This window comes from Devosia sp., assembly GCF_017744655.1.
Taxonomy (GTDB): Bacteria; Pseudomonadota; Alphaproteobacteria; order Rhizobiales; family Devosiaceae; genus Devosia.
Genome location: NZ_JAGIAW010000012.1, coordinates 42595 through 65399, shown reverse-complemented (window position 1 = coordinate 65399; position 22805 = coordinate 42595). Strand labels below are relative to the sequence as shown.

Annotated in this window: 25 protein-coding genes and 2 tRNA genes; 18 read left to right on the top strand and 9 right to left on the bottom strand. The window is 60.8% G+C overall.

What is annotated here, in order from left to right:
• Positions 1-14: 14 nt before the first annotated feature.
• The 6 genes from rlmB (at position 15) to J7557_RS19435 (ending at position 2225) form a co-directional block, all read left to right on the top strand.
• The gene (gene rlmB / locus J7557_RS19460; RefSeq protein ID WP_291421765.1) at positions 15-770 is read left to right on the top strand and encodes a 23S rRNA (guanosine(2251)-2'-O)-methyltransferase RlmB; all 756 of its coding nucleotides are present in this window, start codon (positions 15-17) and stop codon (positions 768-770) included.
• Positions 767-1159 carry a hypothetical protein gene (locus J7557_RS19455; protein WP_291421763.1) on the top strand — a complete coding sequence of 131 codons (393 nt, stop codon included), beginning with the start codon at positions 767-769 and terminating at the stop codon, positions 1157-1159. Before rlmB ends, J7557_RS19455 begins: the two co-directional genes overlap by 4 nt.
• Positions 1160-1254: 95 nt before the next feature.
• A complete protein-coding gene (locus J7557_RS19450) occupies positions 1255-1380 on the top strand; it encodes a hypothetical protein (protein ID WP_291421761.1) in 126 nt (41 codons plus the stop codon).
• A 2-nt stretch (positions 1381-1382) separates the two neighbouring features.
• Positions 1383-1622, top strand: a complete 240-nt coding sequence (locus J7557_RS19445) for a helix-turn-helix transcriptional regulator (protein ID WP_291421759.1) — start codon at positions 1383-1385, stop codon at positions 1620-1622.
• 75 nt (positions 1623-1697) lie between these two features.
• A complete protein-coding gene (locus tag J7557_RS19440; RefSeq protein ID WP_291421757.1) occupies positions 1698-1925 on the top strand; it encodes a hypothetical protein in 228 nt (75 codons plus the stop codon).
• A 93-nt stretch (positions 1926-2018) separates the two neighbouring features.
• Complete coding sequence (locus J7557_RS19435) at positions 2019-2225, top strand: hypothetical protein (RefSeq protein ID WP_291421755.1); 207 nt, start codon at positions 2019-2021, stop codon at positions 2223-2225.
• 21 nt (positions 2226-2246) lie between these two features.
• Here J7557_RS19435 and J7557_RS19430 read toward each other — a convergent pair whose 3' ends face one another.
• Positions 2247-2690 (bottom strand): PPC domain-containing DNA-binding protein, encoded by a 444-nt coding sequence (locus tag J7557_RS19430; RefSeq protein ID WP_291421753.1) that lies wholly within the window; start codon positions 2688-2690, stop codon positions 2247-2249.
• Positions 2691-2788: 98 nt separating this feature from the next.
• The gene (locus J7557_RS19425; protein ID WP_291421751.1) at positions 2789-3670 is read right to left on the bottom strand and encodes a polysaccharide deacetylase family protein; all 882 of its coding nucleotides are present in this window, start codon (positions 3668-3670) and stop codon (positions 2789-2791) included.
• A 193-nt stretch (positions 3671-3863) separates the two neighbouring features.
• Between J7557_RS19425 and J7557_RS19420 the strand changes: the two genes are divergently transcribed.
• The 8 genes from J7557_RS19420 to cls all read left to right on the top strand — a co-directional run bounded on the left by J7557_RS19420 (position 3864) and on the right by cls (position 12183).
• A complete protein-coding gene (locus tag J7557_RS19420) occupies positions 3864-5060 on the top strand; it encodes a benzoate/H(+) symporter BenE family transporter (RefSeq protein WP_291421750.1) in 1197 nt (398 codons plus the stop codon).
• Positions 5057-5656: an NTP transferase domain-containing protein gene (locus tag J7557_RS19415; RefSeq protein ID WP_291421748.1), complete on the top strand. Its 600-nt coding sequence runs from the start codon at positions 5057-5059 to the stop codon at positions 5654-5656. Before J7557_RS19420 ends, J7557_RS19415 begins: the two co-directional genes overlap by 4 nt.
• A gap of 97 nt (positions 5657-5753) precedes the next feature.
• Positions 5754-5829, top strand: a tRNA-Asn gene (locus J7557_RS19410).
• Between the two features lie 469 nt (positions 5830-6298).
• Complete coding sequence (locus J7557_RS19405) at positions 6299-7528, top strand: MFS transporter (protein WP_291421746.1); 1230 nt, start codon at positions 6299-6301, stop codon at positions 7526-7528.
• Entirely contained in the window at positions 7525-7989 is a 465-nt protein-coding gene (locus tag J7557_RS19400; protein ID WP_291421745.1) for an SRPBCC domain-containing protein, read from the top strand. The genes J7557_RS19405 and J7557_RS19400 overlap by 4 nt, the downstream gene beginning before the upstream one ends.
• Positions 7990-8038: 49 nt before the next feature.
• Entirely contained in the window at positions 8039-9451 is a 1413-nt protein-coding gene (locus J7557_RS19395; protein WP_291421743.1) for a deoxyribodipyrimidine photo-lyase, read from the top strand.
• A 152-nt stretch (positions 9452-9603) separates the two neighbouring features.
• A complete protein-coding gene (locus J7557_RS19390) occupies positions 9604-10653 on the top strand; it encodes a cysteine synthase A (RefSeq protein ID WP_291421741.1) in 1050 nt (349 codons plus the stop codon).
• Positions 10654-10731: 78 nt separating this feature from the next.
• Positions 10732-12183, top strand: coding sequence for a cardiolipin synthase (gene cls, locus J7557_RS19385; RefSeq protein WP_291421740.1), 1452 nt, complete (start codon positions 10732-10734; stop codon positions 12181-12183).
• On the opposite strand, the gene J7557_RS19380 is transcribed toward cls, so the two are convergent.
• The 5 genes from J7557_RS19380 to J7557_RS19360 all read right to left on the bottom strand — a co-directional run bounded on the left by J7557_RS19380 (position 12180) and on the right by J7557_RS19360 (position 17982).
• The gene (locus tag J7557_RS19380) at positions 12180-13211 is read right to left on the bottom strand and encodes an amino acid ABC transporter substrate-binding protein (protein WP_291421738.1); all 1032 of its coding nucleotides are present in this window, start codon (positions 13209-13211) and stop codon (positions 12180-12182) included. The two genes, cls and J7557_RS19380, sit on opposite strands and share 4 nt — an antisense overlap.
• Positions 13212-13372: 161 nt before the next feature.
• Entirely contained in the window at positions 13373-14173 is an 801-nt protein-coding gene (locus J7557_RS19375) for an amino acid ABC transporter ATP-binding protein (protein ID WP_291421736.1), read from the bottom strand.
• 4 nt (positions 14174-14177) lie between these two features.
• A complete protein-coding gene (locus J7557_RS19370; RefSeq protein WP_291421735.1) occupies positions 14178-15305 on the bottom strand; it encodes an amino acid ABC transporter permease in 1128 nt (375 codons plus the stop codon).
• 9 nt (positions 15306-15314) lie between these two features.
• Positions 15315-16853 carry an ABC transporter permease subunit gene (locus tag J7557_RS19365; protein ID WP_291421733.1) on the bottom strand — a complete coding sequence of 513 codons (1539 nt, stop codon included), beginning with the start codon at positions 16851-16853 and terminating at the stop codon, positions 15315-15317.
• 112 nt (positions 16854-16965) lie between these two features.
• The gene (locus J7557_RS19360; RefSeq protein ID WP_291421731.1) at positions 16966-17982 is read right to left on the bottom strand and encodes an amino acid ABC transporter substrate-binding protein; all 1017 of its coding nucleotides are present in this window, start codon (positions 17980-17982) and stop codon (positions 16966-16968) included.
• A 226-nt stretch (positions 17983-18208) separates the two neighbouring features.
• Between J7557_RS19360 and metC the strand changes: the two genes are divergently transcribed.
• Positions 18209-19384, top strand: coding sequence for a cystathionine beta-lyase (gene metC, locus J7557_RS19355; protein ID WP_291421729.1), 1176 nt, complete (start codon positions 18209-18211; stop codon positions 19382-19384).
• Here the strand turns inward: metC and J7557_RS19350 are convergent.
• Complete coding sequence (locus J7557_RS19350) at positions 19366-20034, bottom strand: phosphatase PAP2 family protein (protein WP_291421728.1); 669 nt, start codon at positions 20032-20034, stop codon at positions 19366-19368. The genes metC and J7557_RS19350 overlap by 19 nt on opposite strands.
• A gap of 178 nt (positions 20035-20212) precedes the next feature.
• Between J7557_RS19350 and J7557_RS19345 the strand changes: the two genes are divergently transcribed.
• From J7557_RS19345 to J7557_RS19335, 3 genes are all read left to right on the top strand, one after another.
• A tRNA-Pro gene (locus J7557_RS19345) sits at positions 20213-20289 on the top strand.
• A 28-nt stretch (positions 20290-20317) separates the two neighbouring features.
• Positions 20318-20623, top strand: coding sequence for an ETC complex I subunit (locus J7557_RS19340; protein WP_291421726.1), 306 nt, complete (start codon positions 20318-20320; stop codon positions 20621-20623).
• 122 nt (positions 20624-20745) lie between these two features.
• The gene (locus tag J7557_RS19335; protein WP_291421724.1) at positions 20746-21612 is read left to right on the top strand and encodes a TraB/GumN family protein; all 867 of its coding nucleotides are present in this window, start codon (positions 20746-20748) and stop codon (positions 21610-21612) included.
• Positions 21613-21647: 35 nt separating this feature from the next.
• Here the strand turns inward: J7557_RS19335 and J7557_RS19330 are convergent, their stop codons facing one another.
• Positions 21648-22799 (bottom strand): Gfo/Idh/MocA family oxidoreductase, encoded by a 1152-nt coding sequence (locus J7557_RS19330; protein ID WP_291421722.1) that lies wholly within the window; start codon positions 22797-22799, stop codon positions 21648-21650.
• Between the last annotated feature and the right edge of the window lie 6 nt (positions 22800-22805).

Sequence of the window (22805 nt, the reverse complement as noted above, 5' to 3'; positions counted from 1 at the left end):
GAAAGGCGCTTTTCATGAGCCGCAACAAGTTTCCGCCCAAGCCCAAATATGACCCCGATACCGGGCCGGTCTATCTTTACGGCATCCACACCGTTCGCGCCGCGCTGGACAATCCGCTGCGGCAGAAGAAGGAATTGCTGGTCACGCCCAATGCCCTCAACCGGCTGAAGGAAAGTGGCGATATCGGCAAGGTTTCGGTGAAGGAAACGACGCCGAAGGAACTCGACCGGTTGCTCGGCGGCGAGGCCGTGCATCAGGGCGCGGCGCTGGAAGTCGATCCGGTGAGCCGCTTTGGGCTGGCCGATATCAAGCAGTTGCGCCTGGTCGTGGTGCTCGACCAGTTGACCGATCCGCATAATGTCGGCGCCATCCTGCGCACCGCTTGCGCCTTTGGCGCCGATGCTGTCATCACCACGGCGCGCCACTCGCCGCGCGAAACCGGCGTGATGGCCAAGGCCGCCTCCGGCGCGCTCGATCTCGTGCCGATGATCGAGGTGCGCAATCTGGGCGATGCGATCGAGACGCTCAAGGAGCGCGGGCTGACCGTGCTCGGCTTTGATTCCGAAGCCCCTGCCCCCCTCAAGGCGCGCACCGACGACAGGCCGATGGCCGTCGTGCTCGGTGCCGAGGGCAAGGGGTTGCGGCAGCGCACGCGTGAACTCTGCGACGAGATGGTGCGGCTCGACATGCCGGGGCCGATCAAGTCGCTCAACGTGTCCAACGCTGCGGCTATTGCCCTATTCGCAGCAACTGCCGGGAGACAGGGATGAGCACCTTTGAACCCTTCGCTATTGCCCTGAGGCTGTCTGGTCTAACCCTGCCCCAATTCGAGGCCGAAAAGGCGCTCAAGCAGCTTTTGGTGCGCTATGAACCGGAAGATGCCGAAGGCAGCTTTTACGGGCAGGTCGATGTGCCGGTCGAAAATGCCATTCGCGCGCTGCTGGAGCTGGCGGATCGCACCGGTCCAGTGATCGAAGCGATGCTGGCCGACCGCCGGCTGGGCCGCGCCGTGCTCGATCTTGCCTTCGACTATCCGCAGGAGGGCGAAGCCATGTCGGCGCGCCTCCCGGCGCATGCGGCGGCGGCGATTGCCAGACATGGCATCGACATCGAATTTTCGGTCTACCTGACCGATGTCGAGGATGACGAGGACTACTAGCTCGCCGCCGCCGTCGTCTGCCGGGCGAAGCGGGGGCTCAGTAGCAACCTGCTCGAAATTGCCGCGTTCTCCTTTCAGCCGAGAAGGAGGACGCTATGTACGAGCACAATAAGACTGGTCTGGAATTCATGGAGGGCTTTTCGCTGCTGGCGATTGCGCTATGGGTCGGCGGGGCAGCATTCCTGCTTACGCTGGTCGTTCTGGGCAATGCGGGGGGCTGAAAATGACCCAGCATGTGCCACCCACCATGCGAGAGCCGAAAGGCGATCATAATCGCCGCCTGTCCCTCGGCATGGATCCCGAGGCTTTCGCTGCGGCGGCCGGGATCACTCCGGAGCAATTGCGGGCCTATGAGCTGACTTCGCCCGATCAGGACTTCGATCTGGACGTCGCCGACCGTGTCGGATGGGCGCTTGAACGCCTTGAAGCAAACCCGCCGAGCAGCCAGAAAGTGCAAAACTAATCTTGCGCGTGTCGCGTCAAAGTTAAATGCGCCGTGCCCTCCCGTGCGCCTAAGCTGCATACAGGAGGATCACAGATGGAAATGCAATCTCAGGTCTTCGACGTAGAGGTCGAGTTCGACGGACAGATGCACAAAGCTGCGTACTTTGTCGAAAACGACATCATCCATGCCCAGATCGAGGGAAAACTGATCGTCAGCCCGCTGGGCGCTGTCCCGGCAGCAAAGACGGTAAGGGCCCTCATTACGGGCCAATTGTTGCAGATGAAGCGGAGGCAGAAGCAGCGGATCACCTGGGCTCAATGAAACCGGGGTTCTGTCAAGCGCGTTTCGCCATTGTCTGACCGCGCCCCAGCTCGCCGCTGGGGCTTCTTTTTGCCAGCAACCGAAGGAGAAGCCTTGCCTCTGTTCCGCGTGATCGACCTGCGCTCGGGAACTATCGAACCAGAAAATCTGGTGGATGCCCGCTCTCCGGAGGATGCAGCTTTGCAAGCTTTGGGTGAGAAAGGCGTGCGGGGCGGCCAGAACCGCAACCGGCTGATCTGCCGGGTCTATTGGAGCCAGGACGGGCAGACGAACATGGTCAGGCTCTATCGGGCGCTGTGAGCCGCCAACTGACTGGGCTGGTCAAAGCCCGGGGTCGACGAGGGCGATGCCGATGGCGGGATCATAGCGTTTTCGCAGATGGCCGGGGGACTCGGTCAGGATGATCTCGAGTGTCGGTCGCACGGTGGCGGCCTGCAGGTGGCCGGCGACGGCAGCTCCGCTGGATTTTCCGAGTACGGCGTGAGCATGGACAGCCGGCTTTCCATCTGGCCCCGTGGCAATGTCTCCGATCAGGGAAGCGACTTCCACCTGCTCGTCCACGGGAATAGGCAGGTATTCCTTTTGGTCCCAATCGAAAAATGCAAGCGTCGCACGGGATAAGGCGCCGATCGCCGTGAAATTGGCGGCAGTGAGATTGTTTTCGGTTGCGAACGCATTGAGCGAGGCCATGACCTCGTCTCCCGTTTCAAGGATGACGGCAAAGGTCCTTTCGCCATCCACTTCGTGAATAATCTTCGAACGCATAGACGCCTCCACCAAACACCTAGGTTTGAATGCGGGGCATGGGGTCTGGTTCCGCTCGCGGCACGCCGTCAGATGCCTGACCTGCCAGCCGCGACAGCTCAGAGGACGGCGCCGTCTTCGGCAAAGCCGGCGGTGATGAGGTCGCGGCCGAAGATCGAGTTGTCGCGCGGTACGAGACGGACGACGCTGTAGCCGCGGCGGGCAAGCTGGTCGAGGAAGATCGGCAGCATGTCGACCGTGCGCTGATGAATGTCGTGGAAGAGGATGATGCCGCTGCCGCGGGCTTCGAGGCGGCTCAGCGTGCGCGTGGCCACGGCGGCCGGGGTGTCCTTGAAATAGTCCTTGCTGTCGATATCGACATCGAGAACCACCGCACCGCTCTGGATGAGGCCGGTGCGCAGGAAGCCGGTCTGTGACAGATAGGGGAAGCGGAAGAAGGGCGAGAGCTTTTGGCCGCCGCCGGCAAGCGCCGCTGAAACGGCCTCCTCACCTCTAACGATTTCCTCGATCGCCTGTTGGCGCGTCAGATCGGCAAGATTGACATGGCCATAGGTGTGACTGCCGACGGTATGGCCGGCAATGGCGACGCGCTGCGCCAGACGCGGATTGGCGGTTGCGGAGGAGCCGAGCATGAGGAAGGTGGCCTTGACGCCATAGTTGGAAAGCGTCGACAGGATGGCCTCGGTCTTGCCGGCGCGCGGGCCATCATCGAAGGTAAGGACCACCTCGCCCGGCTTCAGGATAATGTCGGCAGTGGTTGAGACGGCGAGCGTGCGGCCCCCGATATTGCGTGGTGCAAAGATTTCGTCCGGCAGGGGCTGCTCCATCTTGAGCACGGCCGGAACGGCGATGGCGGAGGTCTTCATCGTGTCGATGGCCGGGGTCGCCGTGAGACGCGTTTGCGGGTTTACCGGCTTGGCGCAACCACCCAGCATGATGCCGGACACCAGAAGGCAGAGCAGAAGGCGGGAGGGCAACACGATGAGCACTCAACATCACATGAATCTGAGCGCGAGAATTTGCGATTATGGTTAATTTTCCCCTCGCGAAAACTTAAGAAGAGCTTACCGATCAGAGGGTTAGTCTCGCCATGCCCTTCCAGACAAAGGGGAAACGGGTAGACCCGTCCTGAAAAAACGTTAGCGTGCCTCCGTCTTTCTAAGGGGAATCGCCATGCATGCGGGCATCGAGGCCACCGCGCCGACCGGGCGCAAGGAATTCGTGCAACCCGTCATGGCTGGCGCGCTCGCGGCGATTGTCGGCTATGCTAGCACTTTTACGCTTGTTCTGGCGGCGCTGACTGCTGCGGGCGCTTCGCCGCAACAGGCCGGTTCGGGGCTGTTTTCGGTTTGCCTGGCGCTGGGCGTCCTCAATATCGTCGTGGCGTTCCGCGCAAAAGTGCCGATCAGTTTTGCCTGGACCACGCCAGGTGTCGCTTTTCTGCTGACGGTCGGCGAGCCGATTGGCGGTTTTCCGGCAGTGGCGGGCGCTTTCCTCGTCACGGCCGCTCTAGTCTTGTTAACCGGCTTATTCAAGCCGTTGGCGCGGCTGATCGCCGCCATTCCCGCAGCCATTGCCAATGCCATGCTGGCCGGCATGCTGCTGACGCTTTGCCTTGCGCCGGTTACCGCATTGGCCGAGGCACCCCTGCTCGCCGCGCCAATCCTTCTCGCCTGGATGCTCGGACTGCGCTTTGCACGGCGCTATGCCGTGCCGATTGCCGTGGTGGTAACGGGAATCGTGCTGGCATTGACGACACACCTGCCTGAAGGCGCGCTCGATGGCACCTGGCCTACCCTGCTGCCAGTGATGCCGGTATTCACCTGGGATGCCATCGTGCGGATTGGTCTGCCGCTTTATGTGGTTACCATGGCCTCGCAGAATCTGCCGGGGATCGCGGTGATGAAGGCCAATGGCTATACGCTGTCCCCTGCCCCGATTTTCGTGATGACCGGCATAGCCAGCGGTCTGACTGCGCTGTTTGGCGGACATACGATAAACCTCGCCGCCATCACCGCCGCGATCTGCGCCGGGCCCGAGGCGCATCCCGATCCGCAGAAGCGCTGGCCGGCTCCGGTTGCGGCCGGCGGCGTCTATATCATGCTCGGCCTTGCTGCGAGCCTTGCCGCCGCCTTCATCGCTGCCTCGCCGCCCATTCTCATTCAGGCCGTCGCTGGCCTTGCCTTGCTCTCAAGTCTCGCTTCCGCCCTTTCCGGCGCGCTGGCGCAGGAGGAGGCGCGATTGCCGGCGATTCTCACCTTTGTGGCCACGGCGTCGGGAATCACCATTTTCGGCATTGGCGCGCCCTTCTGGGGCCTTGTCGGCGGCATCGTGCTTTTGCTGCTGCTTCGCCAGCCTGCAGGAAAATGAGCAGGGTCTTCGGCCTGATATTGGCTGGTGGCCAAGGCGCGCGCCTTGGCGGGGTGAGAAAGGGCGATCTCAGAATCGGCGGTGTGCCATTGCTGGAGCGAGTGGCCAGCGCCATTGCGTCCGACGTATCCGCGTTGCTGATCGCCTCGGGCCAGGAAGACACGCTTGGGTCGTACACCTGCATCCGCGACGAAAGCGCGACGCAAATGGGGCCGCTGGCCGGTATCAGGACTGCCGTTCGCTATCTAGAAGTGCGAGCAGAACCCGAAGATGTGCTTATCTCGGTGGCCGTCGATACGCCCTTTTTGCCGCCGGACTATGTGAAGCGGCTGAAAAGTGCTGCAGCAGAGACCGGGGCCGCCTATGCCGCGTGGGGCGAAAATATCTATCCCACGAACAGTGCATGGCGACTCAACGCGCTGCGCGATGCCCTTGAAGATGCTGACGAATCCGCTGGACCGAAGGCGATTCTGCGCGAATTGGGAGCGACACCAGTGGATTGGACTAAGGAGTCGGCGAACGACCCCTTTGCCAACATCAATGCGCTTGATGACCTGATCGCCCTGCAGCGCCGGGCGTTTGCGCTGGGGATATGACACATTTATTCACAGGCTCGACAATAAGGGCTTGGCAAACCAAACAGGTTTGGGTACACGGACCTCGCTCTCGACGCCGAGGGCCATACCGAAGTGTTCCGCGATAGCTCAGTTGGTAGAGCGTTCGACTGTTAATCGAATGGTCGCTGGTTCGAGTCCAGCTCGCGGAGCCATTCGGGTCTCTTCAGACCCGCATCCTCCATACATCGTCATCCTCTCCGGCCGTCCTTAGGATGGCAGAGTTATTCACTTTATCCCCGCCATAAAAACCTGCGCTATTCTCTCCCCGTCCAACCTCGCACGGACGGTCTGCAGACGACAGTAGCGAGGGGGCCCGGCGCTGGATCGTCTCCAGCGTACGTTCGGGGCTGGCCGCCTGCGACGAGCGATCAATGGTCGCCGATAGTTCCCGCCCGAAAAGAGGGCACTCCGGAGCGGTATCCGCTTCACTTACTAAATACTTCGAGGCGAATGCCGCTCCGGGGTCCGTCCAATCCGGTGGCACCTGTGCCGACCGGAATTTTGCCGTGGCCAAATTTCGGAGGCGACATGACATGCACAAATTTTGCGCAATTTGGCTCGCAAAGGTTGCTGCTCTCGGTTTGGAGGAGTAGGACGGGCTTCCCTCCTGGATTGCCTCTCATGACCACGCAAACGAGCAGCCCTGCCGCAACGGCGGGCCACCAAACCGCCCTGACCATCATCTTTGCCGTCAGCGGGGCGCATCTCCTCAACGATCTGCTGCAATTCCTGCTGCCGGCGCTCTATCCGCTGCTCAAGGACAATTACGGGCTCAACTATCTGCAGATCGGTCTGCTTACCCTCGGTCAGCAGATTACGGCCTGTTTCCTGCAGCCGATCTTCGGGCTGCGTGGCGATCTCAAGCCCAATCCCTATAGCCTCGCTCTCTCCTTGACGATCGTTACCGTCGGCGTCTTGGGCCTCGCCTTTGCCAACGGCTTTACGTGGCTCTTTGTCGCCGCCGTGGTGATGGGCACGGGCTCGGCGCTGTTCCATCCGGAAGCGTCGCGCGTGGCGCGCATGGCTTCGGGCGGCAAGCTTGGCTTTGCGCAATCGCTGTTCCAGGTCGGGGGCAATCTCGGCACCGCTTTTGGCCCGCTGGCCGCCGCGCTCATTCTCATTCCCATGGGCCAGCAGACCACCGCGTGGTTCCTGATTGCCGGCTTTGCCGGTATTGCACTGCTCACCTATGTCGGCCGGTGGTTCGTCGAGCACCAGCGGCAGGCGGCATCTCGCCCCGCCGTGGCGCACAAGAAGCCGGCGCTGTCGCGCAATCGGCTCATCGTCGCCTTCGTCGTTATCGGCGCGCTGCTGCTCAGCAAGTTCATCTATATCGAAGGCCTCAAAAGCTATTACGCCTTTTTCCTCATGGAAAAGTTCAGCCTGACGGCGCCCGAGGCCCAGCTCTATCTCTTCCTGTTCCTCGGCTCCGTGGCCGCAGGCACTTTTATCGGTGGGCCGATCGGCGACCGATATGGCCGTCTCTCGGTGATCTGGGTTTCGATCCTCGGCGCCCTGCCCTTCACGCTGCTGCTGCCCTATCTCGATCTCTATGGCACCGCTGCCATGAGCATCATGACGGGCCTCGTTCTCTCCTCGGCCTTTTCGGCCATGGTGGTTTATGCGCAGGAACTGGTGCCGGGCAAGGTCGGCATGATTGCCGGTTTCGTCTTCGGCTTTGCCTTTGGCATCGGCGCGCTTGGCGCCGCGGCCATGGGGGCGCTGGCGGACTGGATTGGCATTATTCCGGTCTTCCAGATTTGCGCCTTCCTGCCGGTTCTTGGTATTCTTACGATCTTTCTGCCCAGAACCGCAGAGCTGCACCCCGAAGCAAAGGAGAAGCTGGCATGAGCGACGACATCGATCTCGACAACGAAAGCCAGATCACGCTCACGCGAAAAATCGGCGCCAATGTGAGCGACGTCTTCTCCGCCTGGACCGATCCGGCGCTGATCGAACAGTGGCAGGTCGATGAGGCCGAATTCGACGCGGTCAAGGGTGGTGAATACCGCTTCGTCACCTATGCCGATGAAGACGATGACGCCGACCATGAGGTGACCGGCGAAATCCTCGAATATGTCGAGGACCAGAAGCTGGTGATGTCGTGGATACATCGGGACGAGGAGAACGACGAAGAACTGCTCTTCGTGCTCGACATCTCTTTCCGCGCTATCGATGACGACAATACCGAAATCACGCTGGTCGAGCGTGGCCTGCCACATGCCGATCCGCAGACACGCATCTTCTCCATGGAAGCCTGGAGTTCGGCGCTCGAGCAACTGGCCGAGGTCATGGAAGAGGTTCTCGACTGAACCGATCGCCGCTGCCGCTCGTAGTGGCGGAAAGCATCGGAGCAGACCCGTGGACCGACCAACAAGCCTTGTCTGGCTGCGCAATGATTTGCGCCTCAGCGACAACCCTGCCCTGCTGGCCGCCGCCGCGGATGGCGGCAGGGTCGTTGCCCTCTACATCCACGAGACGAACGAAGGCGTGCGCGCCCCCGGAGGCGCGGCGCGCTGGTGGCAGAACCAAAGTCTGGAATCGCTGGGTCAGGCGCTTGGACAGAAAGGCATTTTGCTGATCGTGCGCTCCGGCACGGCGGCAGAAGTGCTCGACAGGGTCATTGCCGAGGAACGCGTGCAGTCGGTTCACTGGAACAGGCGCTATGCCCCCGGCGAAAGGGAAGTCGACCAGCAGATCAAGAGCGACCTGCGCAAGCGCGGGCTTGGCGTCGCATCTCATATCGGGAACATGCTGGCCGAGCCCTGGACGATCGCCACCGGGCAGGGAAAACCCTACTCGGTCTTTTCGCCCTTCTGGAAGACGCTGAGGGATTTTCGGATCGAGCAACCGCTTCCGGCGCCACGCAAGCTCGGCGAGGCTCTTACCGCTACGGGATACGACCGCGACTACCGCGCGCCAAAGTGGTCGCGGAAGTTCGAAGGGCAATGGGCGGTCGGCGAGGCGGCAGGTCAAAAGGCGCTCCATGACTTCCTTGATGAGCGGCTCGAAGATTATCCCGAGGGTCGCGACTTTCCGGGGCGCGATGTGACATCGCGGCTTTCGCCGCATCTGCGCTTTGGAGAGATCACGGCGAGGCAGGTTTGGTACGCCACTCAGGCGCGGATGGAAGCAGATCCGGAAGTCAGGCCCCATGCCGAGAAATTCCTCTCCGAGCTGGCTTGGCGCGATTTCAGCTATCACCAGCTCTATCATCGCCGGGACATAGCCACAGTCCCTATGCAGGAGAAATATCAGGGGATGCGCTGGCATAGCGATGCCAAGGCGGAGGCGGCCTGGCAGCAGGGCCGCACGGGTATTCCGATCATTGACGCCGGCATGCGCGAGCTGTGGCAGATCGGCTATATGCACAATCGCGTCCGTATGTTGGTCGCATCTCTTCTCACGAAGAATCTGCTTATCGACTGGCGCCATGGCGAACGCTGGTTCTGGGATTGCCTCGTCGATGGCGACATCGCCAACAACCCGGCGAGCTGGCAATGGGTCGCAGGCTGCGGGCTCGATGCGGCGCCCTATTTCCGGATTTTCAATCCTGTCACCCAAGGCGAGCGGTTCGACGCGGCTGGCGACTATGTCCGCAAATGGGTGCCGGAGCTGAAAGACCTGCCGGACAAATGGGTGCACGACCCGGCCAGCGCCCCGGATGCCGTGTTGCAGGAGGCAGGCGTCTTCATCGGCAAGACTTATCCGCGCCCCCTGGTCGATCTCAAGACATCCCGGCAGCGCGCGCTGGATCGGCAAGGAGAGCTTTAGAAAAAGAAACCGCCTTTTTCAGCTCTGCCAGCCGGGGGTTTCGTTCCATAGCCACAGACCGGAAAGTCGTGCCATTGCCGGTGTTTGACACTTGTTCGCGACGGGTGGGGCCCATACCTTGATGGCTCAGCAACAAGAGTCCCCGGACGATCATGGCCAAGCACGAAGACCTCATTTCCGCCATCGGCAATACGCCGCTCATCCGCCTCAACCGGGTATCGGCACTGACGGGATGCGAAATCTGGGGCAAGGCCGAATTTCTCAATCCGGGTCAGTCGGTAAAAGATCGCGCGGCGCTGTTCATCATTCATGACTTGGTCAAGTCCGGCGCACTGAAGCCCGGCGGAACGATTGTTGAGGGCACTGCTGGCAATACCGGTATCGGCCTGACGCTGGTGGCCAATTCCCTGGGCTTCAAGTCGGTGATTGTCATCCCCGAAACGCAAAGCCAGGAAAAGAAGGACGCCCTCCGGCTCTATGGCGCGCAGCTGATCGAGGTTCCCGCCAAGCCCTACAAGAACCCCAATAATTACATCAAGATTTCCGGGCGCCTGGCCGAAAAGCTCAATCGCGAACTACCGGAAGGCGCGGTTTGGGCCAACCAGTTCGACAATGTCTCGAACAAGCGCGCCCATATCGAAACCACCGGCCCTGAAATCTGGCACCAGACCAATGGGCGGATCGACGGCTTTATTACTGCCGTCGGCTCGGGCGGTACGCTGGCGGGTGTGGCTGAAGCGCTGCGCTCGCGCAATCCCGATATCAAGATCGGCCTTGCCGATCCCGAGGGTGCCGCGCTCTACGAATATTACGCCAATGGCACGCTGAAATCCGAAGGCAATTCGATCACCGAGGGCATCGGCCAGGGTCGTATCACGGCAAATCTGGAAGGACTCAAGGTCGACCTGCCCTACCGCATCTCCGACGCCGAAGCCCTGCCCTACATTTTCGACCTGCTCGAATATGAAGGCCTCTGCCTCGGTGGTTCGAGCGCGATCAATATCGCTGGCGCGGTGCGCATGGCGCGCGATCTCGGGCCGGGCAAGACCATCGTCACGGTGCTCTGCGACTACGGCAACCGCTATGCCAGCAAGATCTTCAATCCCGAATTCCTGCGCTCCAAGGACCTGCCGGTCCCCGCCTGGATGGAAGACCGCGCGCCGATCGATATCTCGGACATCATCGAGGCGGAGTCGGCCTGAGGGTCGGACAACTCGACGCGGGATTGTCGAACGGCCATCGGCTGATACAGTGCTCTCTCACTAGGTGAGAGGATCGCCGTGTTCGGCATTGATGATATCCTACGGGCCATAGTCGCCGACCTGCATCTGGTCGCGGCGATCATGGCGGCGATCTATTTGTTGGCGTTTGTTTGCGCGGTGCGGGAAATCTTCAACTCCCGGACCTCGCAGGGCTCGATTGCCTGGCTGATTTCGCTGGCGCTGCTGCCCTTCCCCACCGCCTTTCTCTACATGATCTTCGGCTGGAAGTTTTTCGACGATTATGCCACCGACCGGATCAAGAATGGCCGAGCCGACAGGCCGCTGCGCGCCAAGGACCTGGCGCTGATCGACCGGGAATCGGATGCCCTATGGCCCGTACAGGTCCAGGTTTCGGAACTGCCTTTCCTCAAGGGCAACGATGTCGAGCTACTAATCGATGGAACGGCGACCTTCGACTCCATCTTCGCCGGGATCGAGGCGGCCGAGCACTATTTGCTCGTGCAATTCTATATCGTGCGCGACGACCGGCTGGGCCAGCAACTGGCGGAGCGGCTGATCGCCAAAGCCAAGGCCGGGGTCGAAGTCCGGCTGCTTTACGATGATATCGGCAGCACCGGCATGCCCAAACGGTTCCGGGCGCAGATGCGCGAGGCCGGAGTGAAGGTTGCCGGGTTCAACCAGCGCCACAAATTTCTGCGCGTCTATGGGCCGACACGGATCAACTATCGCAATCATCGCAAGATCGTGGTGGCGGATGGCAAGCATGCCTGGGTCGGCGGGCACAATGTGGGCGTCGAATATCTCGGCGAGAACCCCAAATTCGGGCGCTGGCGCGATACGCATGTACGCGTTTCAGGGCCGGCTGCCCTTGGCTGTGCGCTGCTCTTCCGCGAGGATTGGGAATGGGCGACCGGCGAGCGCCTGCCCGCAACGCCTCCCAAGGAGCTTGATACGCCGGGCGATCAATCTGTGCTGGTCATGGGCAGCGGCCCCGCCGACAAGCTCGAGGAATGCGCCATTGCCTATGTCGATCTGATCGGGCGGGCGCGGAAGCGCCTATGGATCGTCAGCCCCTATTTCGTGCCGGATACCGATATCAGGACCGCACTTTTCGCGGCGAGGCTGCGCGGTGTGGATGTGCGGATCATGTTGCCGGACAATCCGGACCATGCGCTGGTCTGGCTCGCGAGCATCGCCCATGCCGATGCCATGGTGGAACACGACATCTCGGTCTATCGCTATACCGATGGCTTCCTGCACCAGAAAGTGGTGCTGATGGACGACGACATTGCCACCGTGGGCAGCGTCAATTTCGACAACCGGTCCTTTGCCATCAATTTCGAGATCACGCTCTGGTTCACCGATGATCGAACCTTGGCAGCAGTCGAGAACATGCTGGACGAGGATTTCAAATCCTGTCGGCAGGTCAGCCTGGCGGAGGTGTCGACGCGACCGGTGACGCTCTACTTCATGACTCAGGCGGCTCGGTTGCTGTCGCCGCTGCTTTAGCGGATCGGCGGCGCGTAGAGCAGGCCACCATTGCTCCAGAGGGCGTTCTGGCCACGAAGCATCGCGGCACCGGTCTGTGGGCCAAAATGTCGGTCGTAGAGTTCGCCATAGTTGCCGACGGCGCGGATGGCGTCGGTCATGAAGCTGGCGCGCAGGCCGAGCGATGTGCCGAAATCGCCTTCGACGCCAAGCAGGCGGCGGACATCGGCCGAGCGGGCGGCGGTCAGGGAGTCGATGTTGAGGCTCGTAACGCCAACTTCCTCGGCGGTGATCAGGGCAAAAATGGTCCAGCGAACGATCTCGAACCACTGATCGTCGCCGCCCGGAACGACGGGGCCCAGCGTTTCCTTGGAGATGCGCTCGGGCAGGATGCGGTGTTGCGACGGGTCGGTGAGTTCGCGGCGGATGGCCTGCAACTGGCGGCCCGAGGCGGAGATGACATCGCACATGCCGGCACGATAGGCGACGATGAGATCGGCGATGTCTTCATAGACGACGTCGGTATAGCTGGTCTGATTGGAGAAGAAGAAGTCATCAAGGGCTTCGACGGCGTCCGATGTGTCGACGACGCAAACGCTCACATTGTTCAGCTCATAGGCCGAAACAACGCTGAGGGATTGCGGGACGAGGAACCCCTGCCCGTCAAAGAAGCTGGGGGTCACGTAGCGCGCGCCATAACGGAGATCGCGGCCGGCGGTCCAGGCGCCGTTACGCATGAGAACGTCCACTGCCCCCGTCTGTAGCGGCGCGAAACGGGCTTCGCCGCGGAAGGCGCGGAATTCGATGAGGTCGGGATTGCCGAAGACGGCGGCAGCAAGGGCGCGGCAAAGGTCTACGTCAAAGCCGGACCAGCGGCCATTGGCATCCTGTTGGGCAAAGCCGGCCAGGGGATTGCTGGAACCGCAAACGAGGAAGCCACGCTCGCGCACCGCATCGAGCGTCTGCGCGCTGGCAGCGGTCACGGCAAGCGAAAGGGCGCAGGCAAGGCCCGCTGCCAGCGGCAGCAATCGCTTGAAAACTGAGGTCAATCCGCGGCTTCCCTTTGTGCCACCGCATATTGGCAGGGCAAGGCGCCGGGTCAAGGCGGCGATTGCTGGGAGGCGAGCAATTCCACCGGACAATGAGAGCGGTCGTCAATTCGCAGGCAGCTCTCCTCCCGCGAAGGGAGAAGAGCCGGTGTGTGAGATCTTTAATGCAGGATCTGGCTGAGGAACAGTTTTGTGCGTTCGTGCTGTGGGTTCGAGAAGAACTCTTCGGGTTCGTTCTGCTCGATGATCTGGCCCTGATCCATGAAGATGACGCGGTTGGCCACCTGACGGGCAAAGCCCATTTCGTGGGTGACGCAAATCATCGTCATGCCTTCTTCGGCAAGGCTGATCATCACTTCGAGCACTTCCTTGACCATTTCCGGATCGAGCGCCGAGGTGGGCTCGTCGAAGAGCATGATCCGGGGCTGCATGCAGAGCGAACGCGCAATGGCGACGCGCTGCTGCTGACCACCCGAGAGCTGGCCGGGGAATTTATTGGCCTGCTCGGGGATTTTCACGCGCTCGAGATAGTGCATGGCGGTCGCCTCGGCCTCGGCCTTGGGGATGCCGCGCACCCAGATCGGGGCGAGGGTCAGGTTTTGCAGAATGGTAAGGTGGGGGAAGAGGTTGAAGTGCTGGAACACCATGCCGACCTCGCGGCGCACCTCATCGATGCGCTTGAGGTCGGCCGTGAGCTCCGTGCCATTGACGATGATCTGGCCTTCCTGGTGCTCTTCAAGGCGATTGATGCAGCGAATCAGCGTCGACTTGCCGGAGCCCGAGGGCCCGGCAATGACGATACGCTCGCCCTTCATAACGCGCAGGTTGATGTCGCGCAGCACGTGAAAATCGCCATACCACTTGTGCATGTTGATGACGTCGATGGCGACCTCGGTCTTGGAGACCTGCATGTGGCTGGTGTCGATTTCCCGTTCGACGATGGTTTCGGAAACCTGGGACATGGAGCTACCTCTTGTAGCCAGTGTTGAGACGACGCTCCATGAACATGGAGTAGCGAGACATGCTGAAGCAGAACATCCAGAACACGGCGGCGGCGAAGAGATAGCCGGTCGTGGCCGTATTGCCTGATTGCCACTCCAGCGCGGTGTCGTTCTTGGTCTTTACCGCTTCGAGGAGATCCTTCATGCCCACGATGTAGACGAGTGAAGTATCCTTGAAGAGTGCGATGGCGTTGTTGACGATGCCGGGTATGACGTGTTTCAGCGCCTGGGGCAGGATGATGAAGTACATCTGCTTCCAATAGCTTAGCCCGAGTGACGCGGCAGCTTCATATTGCCCGCGAGGGATGGCTTGCAGGCCGCCCCGCACAATTTCCGCCACATAGGCGGCGCTGAACAGCGTGACGCCCACCAGAGCCCTGAGCAGCTTATCGACCGTTGTGCCCTGCGGCATGAACAGCGGCAGCATGATCGAGGCCATGAACAGGATGGTGATCAGCGGCACGGCGCGAACGAGTTCGATGAAGCCGATGCAGAGCATCTTGATCACCGGCATTTTCGATTGCCGCCCCAGGGCCAGGATGATGCCGAGCGGGAAGGAGACGATGATACCCACTGCGGAGATAATCAGGGTAACAAGCAGGCCGCCCCACTTTTCGGTCGGCATGGGCTTCAGCCCGAAGACGCCGCCGGCGAGCAGGTAATAGCTGATCACCGGAAAGACGATAAGCAGCAGCAGAGCGTTGGTCCGCTTAAACGGCACCTTGGGGATAAGAAGCGGGATGAGCAGAGCCGCACCCAGGGCGAAAACGATGTTGGGGCGCCAGAGTTCAGACATATCGTAGAAGCCGTAGATGAAGAACTCCATCTCCGACCAGACATAGGCCCAACATGCCCCGGCGGTTTCAACACGGCATTCTTCGACCGTGCCATTGATCCCAACGGCGTTGATAAAAACGAAATTGACGAGCGGCGGCACTGCCCAGAGTAGGAACAGTGCGCCGAACAGTGTCAGAACCGCGTCGGTAGGCGTTGCGAAGAGGTTCTTCTGCAGCCAGGCCAGCACGCCGGTGGTGCTGCGAGGCGCCGGGCGGGCTTCAACAAGGCTGGGGCGGACATAGGTGATATCGGTCATGTGCGCCTCCTACCGTTCCACGAGCCGTACACGGGCATTGTACCAGTTCATAATCGCCGACGTGATCAGCGAGAATGTCAGGTAAACCACCATAATGATGGCCATGCATTCGATGGCTCGGCCGCTCTGGCTGATGGATGTACCGCCAAACACGTTGAAGAGTTCGGGATAACCGATAGCCGCCCCGAGCGAAGAGTTCTTCGTCAGGTTGAGATATTGGCTGGTCAGAGGCGGGATGATCACGCGCATGGCCTGAGGAACAATAACCAGGCGAAGACGATCCCCGTCTTTCAATCCCAAGGATTGGGCTGCTTCTGTCTGCCCCCTGTTCACGGCCTGGATGCCAGCGCGAACCGTCTCGGCAATGAACGAGGCGGTGTAGATGGTCAGGCCGAAGGCTAGCGCAACGAATTCAGGCGGTAGCTGCAGGCCACCCTTGAAATTGAAGCGCTCCAGAACCGGAACCTCGAACGCCAAAGTCGCGCCGGTGAGCCAATAAACCAAGGCGGGCACGCCCACGATGATCAGAACCAGCAAGGCCAAGGGGAAGCGGGCATCGCTCGGTGGTCGATTTGCCGTGTTCGAGTAGACCACCTGACCAAGGACCAGAGCGATCAGTGCACTGATGAGAGAGACCATCAGCGAAGGCACCCAGCTGAACATGAAGCCCAGAAGAGCGTTGCAGAGGACGAAGGCCACGAAAAACGTGAGCGCAGCCTTGGCGATCGCCGCGTATCGGGTAAGCGACCCCAATGCCACGGCAGCGGCCACGATGGCGGAGACGGGGACAAAGCTTGCGATCGGAAAAACGACGCCCAGTAAGACTACGAGGGCAACGAAGGCGACAAGGAATGTCACCACTGCATCAGCCAGTTTTCCGGGCCAGACGATCTGGACCGGATATCGACCGGTGCGTGTGCGAATGCGAGCTGCCCAACCACCAATCACGCCCGCCACGATCAGCGCCACGACAATGGCGACCATGACCCAGCCGAACTCCTGATCCGGGGTTGGACGAGGTACCATGATGCCGCGCTGGTTGATAAAGGAATCAAATGGCAGGGCAATCGACTGGCGCACTGCGGGCATGGTCTTGAGCACCGCAAAATACCAGAAGAACAATTGCAGCAGCAGCGGGATATTGCGGATGGTTTCGATGTAGACCGCGGCCAGTCGCGCGACGATGAAATTGCTGGAAAGCCGCGCCACGCCGATGGTGAAGCCCAGCATGGTGGCGAAAACGATACCTATAAAGGCAACGAGGAGGGTGTTGGTGATCCCAACCAACAATGCTTCCCAGTAATAGGAGGCGCGCGACCATGGCAGCAGCGCGAAGCTGATGTCGAAGCCGGCCGTCTTCCAGAGGAAGTCAAAGCCATTGGTCTTGTTCTGGGCGGCGAGGTTTGCCGCGGTGTTGCCGACGATCCAGAAGATGAAGCCGATGAGAATAACGGCGACAACGACCTGGTAGATGATCCCTCGGATCACTGGATCATTGAAAAAGCTGACGCGGGGGGCAGCGTCGTGCCCCATTTCGCGAGTGGTCATATGATGCTGTCCCTTGGCCGCAAGTAACCGCTATGCGCCCTTTTGAGGCGCCATAGGTGACAGAACAAAGAGACCGGCGCCCACTTTGGGGCGCCGGCACAATTCGTTCAGATTAGCGGATCGGCGGGGCGTACTGGATGCCGCCGTCTTTCCAAAGGGCGTTCAGGCCGCGCTCAAGCCCAATCGGGGTGCTCGGACCGACGTTGCGTTCATAGGACTCGGCGTAGTTACCAACGGTCTTGATGATCTGGTATGCCCAGTCCTTCGTCACGCCGAGCGGGGTGCCGAAGTCGCCTTCAACGCCGAGGAGGCGCTTGATGGCCGGGTTATCGGAGCCGAGCATTTCGTCGACATTGGCCGAGGTCACGCCGAGTTCTTCGGCTTCGAGCAGCGCGAAATAGGTCCAGCGAGCGAGGTTGAACCACTGGGTGTCGCCAGCGCGAACCACAGGGCCAAGCGGCTCCTTGGAAATGATTTCGGGCAGGATGATGTGGTCATCCGGGTTGGCGAACTTGGAACGTTCAGCGGCGAGAGCCGAGGAGTCCGTGGTGTAGACGTCGCAACGGCCGTCTTCGTAGGCCTTCACGACTTCGTCTTGGTCGACGAACACGACCGTGTTGAATTCCATGCCATTGGCGGCGAAGTAGTCGGCTGCGTTCAGTTCGGTGGTGGTGCCGGATTCGATACAGATAGCAGCGCCGCTGAGGTCAAGGGCGGATTCGATGCCGTCGGCCTTGCGAACCATGAAGCCCTGGCCGTCATAGAACATGGTGCCGACAAAGCTGATGCCGAGCTGCGTGTCGCGGCTCATGGTCCAGGTCGTGGTGCGCGAAAGCACATCGACTTCACCGGCCGAAAGAGCCGTGAAGCGTTCCTGGCTGGTCAGCGACGTGTAGCGGACAGCTTCGGCATCGTTGAAGACGGCTGCGGCCATGGCGCGGCAGAAATCGACTTCGATGCCGGTCCACACATTGTTGGAATCAGGAGCGGAAAAGCCCGGCACACCGCCGGTCACGCCGCACTGCACATATCCCTTTGCCTTGACGTCATCCAAAATGGCGGCCTGAGCCGAGACCGCCGTAAGACCCAGTATCGCCGTTGCTGTAAGCGTTACGAGCTTTTTTTTCATTTGTTTGCCTTTTGTTTCCTGACCCTCTTATCCCGGAGTTTCTTTCCTAACTTTCGTTTCGGCGTCTCCGGCGGCACCCGCCGCCTTTGAGCGGCGAATAGATGCTGTTAAGCATGCAAGCGCCTATCGACGGCAACGTCAAGGGCAGAAGGTGCATTGGGACAGCAATTCTGTCTCTTTTTTAGCCAGACCATGAAACTGATCCGATTTTGAGCACAGAGCAGGCATGACTTCTTTTTTGAACCCGCCCTCCATGGAAACCATCCTGACTCACGCCGGGCGCGACCCCGATAGCCAGTTTGGCTTCGTCAATACGCCGGTTTATCGCGGCTCCACCGTGCTCTTCAAAACCCTGGCCGATCTCGACGCCCAGAAGCAGCGCTTCCTTTATGGGCGCGCAGGCAATCCCACGACGGAGGGCGTCGAGGAGGTCGTGACGGCGCTCGAAGGCGCCTATCGCACCAAGCTCGTGCCATCAGGTCTGGCCGCCATTACCATTGCCATGCTGTCCTGCCTCAAGACCGGCGACGATATTCTGATTACCGACAGCGCCTATGAGCCGGGCCGCAAGTTCGCCGATGGCTATCTGACCCATATGGGAATCACCGCGCGCTACTACGATCCGCGTATCGGCGCCGGGATCGCGGACCTTATGCAGCCCAATACGCGGGCAGTGCTGGCCGAAAGCCCGGGCTCGCTGACGTTCGAGGTGCAGGACATCCCAGCGATTGCCAAGGCGGCGCACGCCAATGGTGCGCGGCTGATCGTCGACAACAGCTGGGCAAGTCCGCTCTATCACAAGCCGTTGGAGCTTGGCGCCGACATCGTCGTGCATGCTGGTACCAAGATGTTCGTCGGGCATTCCGATGCTTTTGCAGGCACGATCTCGACAACCGAGGCGGCCTGGGCCGATGTGTCGCGGGTGCGCACGCTGCTTGGCTTCTTTACCTCCGGCGACGATGCCTATCTCGTCTCGCGCGGCCTAAAAACCCTGGCGATCCGCATGGCCGCCCATCAGGAGCGGGCGCTGGAAATCGCACATTGGCTGGAGCAGCAGCCGGAAGTCACCGCAGTGATTCACCCTGCCCTGCCGAGCCATCCGGACCATGCGCTTTGGAAGCGCGACTTCACCGGCTCGGGGAGCCTCTTTTCCTTTGTGCTGCAACCTGGCTCCCGCGAGGCCCTGGCGGCATTCGTCGATCAGATGAAGATATTTTCTATGGGTTATTCGTGGGGCGGCTTCGAAAGCCTCTGCCTGCCCGTCGCGATCAAGGGCGCACGCTCAGCCCTGCCGTGGACCGACGAAGGACATCTCATGCGGCTTCACATTGGCTTCGAGGACACGGAAGACCTCAAAGCCGACCTGCGTGCAGGCTTTGACCGCTACGCCAGGGCGCGCTGAGCCAACCGGCGCAGGGCCGGAACACCGCGGAAACGCACGCGCCCGTCAGGCATGGCTTTGAACAGCCAGCGCCGGCGGGCGAAATAATTGCGAACGGCATAAGTGCCGACGGCGCCGATTACGAAGCCGGCCAGCACGTCCGTCGGATAATGATCCCCAACCACGACGCGCGACACGCCCGTGACCAGCGCTATGATCAGGAACAAGCGGAAGAAGCGCGGGGCGAGAAAGCCGACAACGATGGCGGTTGCCATCGCCGTGGTCGAATGGCCCGATGGAAAACTCTGAAACGTCCAATCGTTCAGCAGGTACTGGAAGTCGAAGGCGCCAAACTCTTCGAATACGGTCGGGCGACCGCGACCGAACAGGCGTTTCAGCAGATTGACCAGGAGCCCTGTGCCGGCAACTGCCGCGAAGATGAAGCCCGAGAGCAGTGCCAGCTCATAAAGGGCTAGTCGCCAGCGCGACGTCTGTTTCCAGAGGCGATAGGTCGCAAAACTCAGGAGAAAGACGATGCCGCTGGGAATCAACACCCAATCGGACAGGCCGAAATGGGTGACGAACTGGAATGGCTGGCGCCATTCGACTGCCAAGGCGATGGCCCTGCGCGACGCATAGGCATCGAAGAAAAGCAGAATGAACAGGGCCAAGATGAAAAAGGCCAGGTAATCCGGCCAGTTTCGGCGATCGAGCCCTAAAGGCCAGCGTTTGCTCAGGTCAACCATAGCGCCTATTTGGTCGGATGCAGCGATGCCGTCAATAGCGTGCAGTGCCGCATTGCCGCCCTTGCCCTTTGGTGCCGAACACGCTAACGGAAAGGCGCGACGTCGGAGTGTAGCTCAGCCTGGTAGAGCACCGGTTTTGGGAACCGGGGGTCCAAAGTTCGAATCTTTGTACTCCGACCATTCGCACGCATCGTGTTGAGGACTTTGCATGACCGCCCGTATCTACCGCCCTGCCCGTAACGCCATGCAGTCCGGCAAGGGTAAGTCCAAGCAGTGGGTTCTGGTTCATGAACCCGCTATCGCCCGCAAGATCGAGCCGCTGATGGGCTATACCAGCAGCTCCGATATGCGCCAGCAGATCAAGCTCTCGTTCCCGACGCTGGAAGAAGCCGAGGCCTATGCCCAGCGCAATGGCATCGAATATACCGTGCAGCCGGCGCATGACGCGACGCCCAAGCGCGTGAGCTATCCGGACAATTTCAAGTCTGACCGCAAGACGCCCTGGACGCACTAACCTCAGCGTCAACAAGAGATTCCGTAAGGCGCCACAAGCGATTGTGGCGCTTTTGTTTTTGGTCGCTCAAACCAAGCTTTCCCTCTATCGTCAGGTCAGTCCGACCAACAGGGAGAGCCCGCATGTTTGTTCGCCGCAGCCTCGCCGTTCTGGCCACCACACTGACTTTTGCCGGCAGCGCCAATGCCGCGCCGGCAATCTGGAAGGTCAGCGACGCGGACAGCTCTGTCTGGCTTTTCGGCTCGATCCACATGCTGCCTGACGGCATGGAATGGCGGACGGAAATTTTCGACAACCTGCTCGATGAGGCAGACCGAATCTATTTTGAAACCGATCTCGGCGCGGCGGCGCAGACGCGTATCCTGGCGCTGACCATGGAGCGCGGCTTTGCGCGGGACGGTGTTTTGCTCAACCATCGAATCGATGCCAAGCTGATGAGCAAGGTTCGCGCGGCCGCCGAGACCTATGCGGTGCCGGTCCCTACCCTCCTCGCAATGCAGCCCTGGATGGCGGCGAGCACCATATCCGTCGCGGCGCTGACGGCGGCCGGATATGACCCGACCAAGGGAGTAGAAACCACGCTGGTCAGTGAAATTCCTGCGGAGCGGCAAGGGTTTCTAGAGACCGCAGAACAACAGATCGAAGCCATAGCGGGCGGCAGCGAGGCGGATCAAATCCAGATGCTGATGGTGACGTTGGCGGAGACCGATGGCCTCGCCGAGATGGTCGACACCATGGTTGCAGGCTGGCTCGAAGGAACGCCCGACGTCGTCGCCGACATTTTCCTGGCCGACCTCGGCGCCTATGGCGAGGCGTTCGTCGATCGGCTGATCACGCAGCGGAACGAGAACTGGGTCGAGCAGATCGTGACCATGCTGGAAACCGACGAAGAAGCGTTTCTCGTCGTCGGGGCCGGACACCTGGTGGGACCGGATAGCGTGGTTACGCTATTGGAAAATAAGGGCTTTTCGAGCGAACGCGTGCAGTAGAGGGTCGCCCGGCACGAGGCCGGGCGACCTAGAGATCAGACGTCGCTGAGGCGCGTCCACTTGCTTTCGTTCTGGCTGGACTTCACCGAAGCGGTGATGAACTGCATGCCTTCGACGCCATCGGCGAGCGAGGGCAAGAGGTCTTCATAGGCAGCGCCATCGCCGCGGATCACCGAGGCGAACTGGCTGTAGAGCGTGGCAAAGGCTTCGAGATAGCCTTCCGGGTGACCCGAGGGGATACGGACATTCATCGAGGCGGCCGGCGGCAGCGAGATTGAGCCGCCGCGCGTAAGCAGTTGCTTGGGTTTGCCGAACTCGGTGAACCACATGTAGTTCGGATTGTCCTGACGCCATTCGAGGCCGCCCTTGTCGCCATAGACGCGGAGTTGCAGGCCGTTTTCACAGCCGACGGCGACCTGACTGGCCCACAGCATGCCCTTTGCCCCTCCCTCAAAGCGCAGCATGATGTGCACATTATCATCAAGCTGACGACCGGGGACAAATGCGGTTAAGTCCGCTGAAACTGCTTCGGTTTTTAGGCCAGTAACGAAGCGGGCAAGGTTGTAGGCGTGGGTGCCGATATCGCCGATGGCGCCGCCGGCGCCGGAGCGGGCGGGGTCGGTGCGCCAGGAGGCCTGCTTGTTGTCGTCGGTCGTGGCTTCGGTCAACCAGTCCTGCGGGTATTCGGCCTGGACGACGCGAATCTTTCCAAGAGCGCCGGAAGCGACGAGTTCGCGGGCCTGACGGATCAGCGGATAGCCGGTGTAATTGTGCGTGAGCAGGAATTTTGCGCCGTTTTTCGGCTTGATTTCCAAGAGCTTACGCGCGTCGTCGAGGGTAGACGTGATCGGCTTGTCGCAGATGACGTGGATGCCGGCTTCGAGGAAGGCCTTGGTGGGCCCGAAGTGCATGTGGTTGGGCGTGACGATGGAAACCGCCTCGATACCGTCCGGGCGGGCGGCTTCCTTCTGGGCCATTTCCTCGTAGGACGTGTAGATGCGGTCTTCGGCAAGGCCGAGGTTTTTGCCGGATTCCTTGGCGACTTCGGGGCGCGAGGAGAGGGCGCCGGCCACCAGATCATAATCGCCATCGATGCGGGCGGCGATGCGGTGGACGTAGCCGATGAAGGCTCCGGTGCCGCCGCCGACCATGCCGAGACGAATGCGCTTTGCGCCGTTTTCAGCCATTTTTGG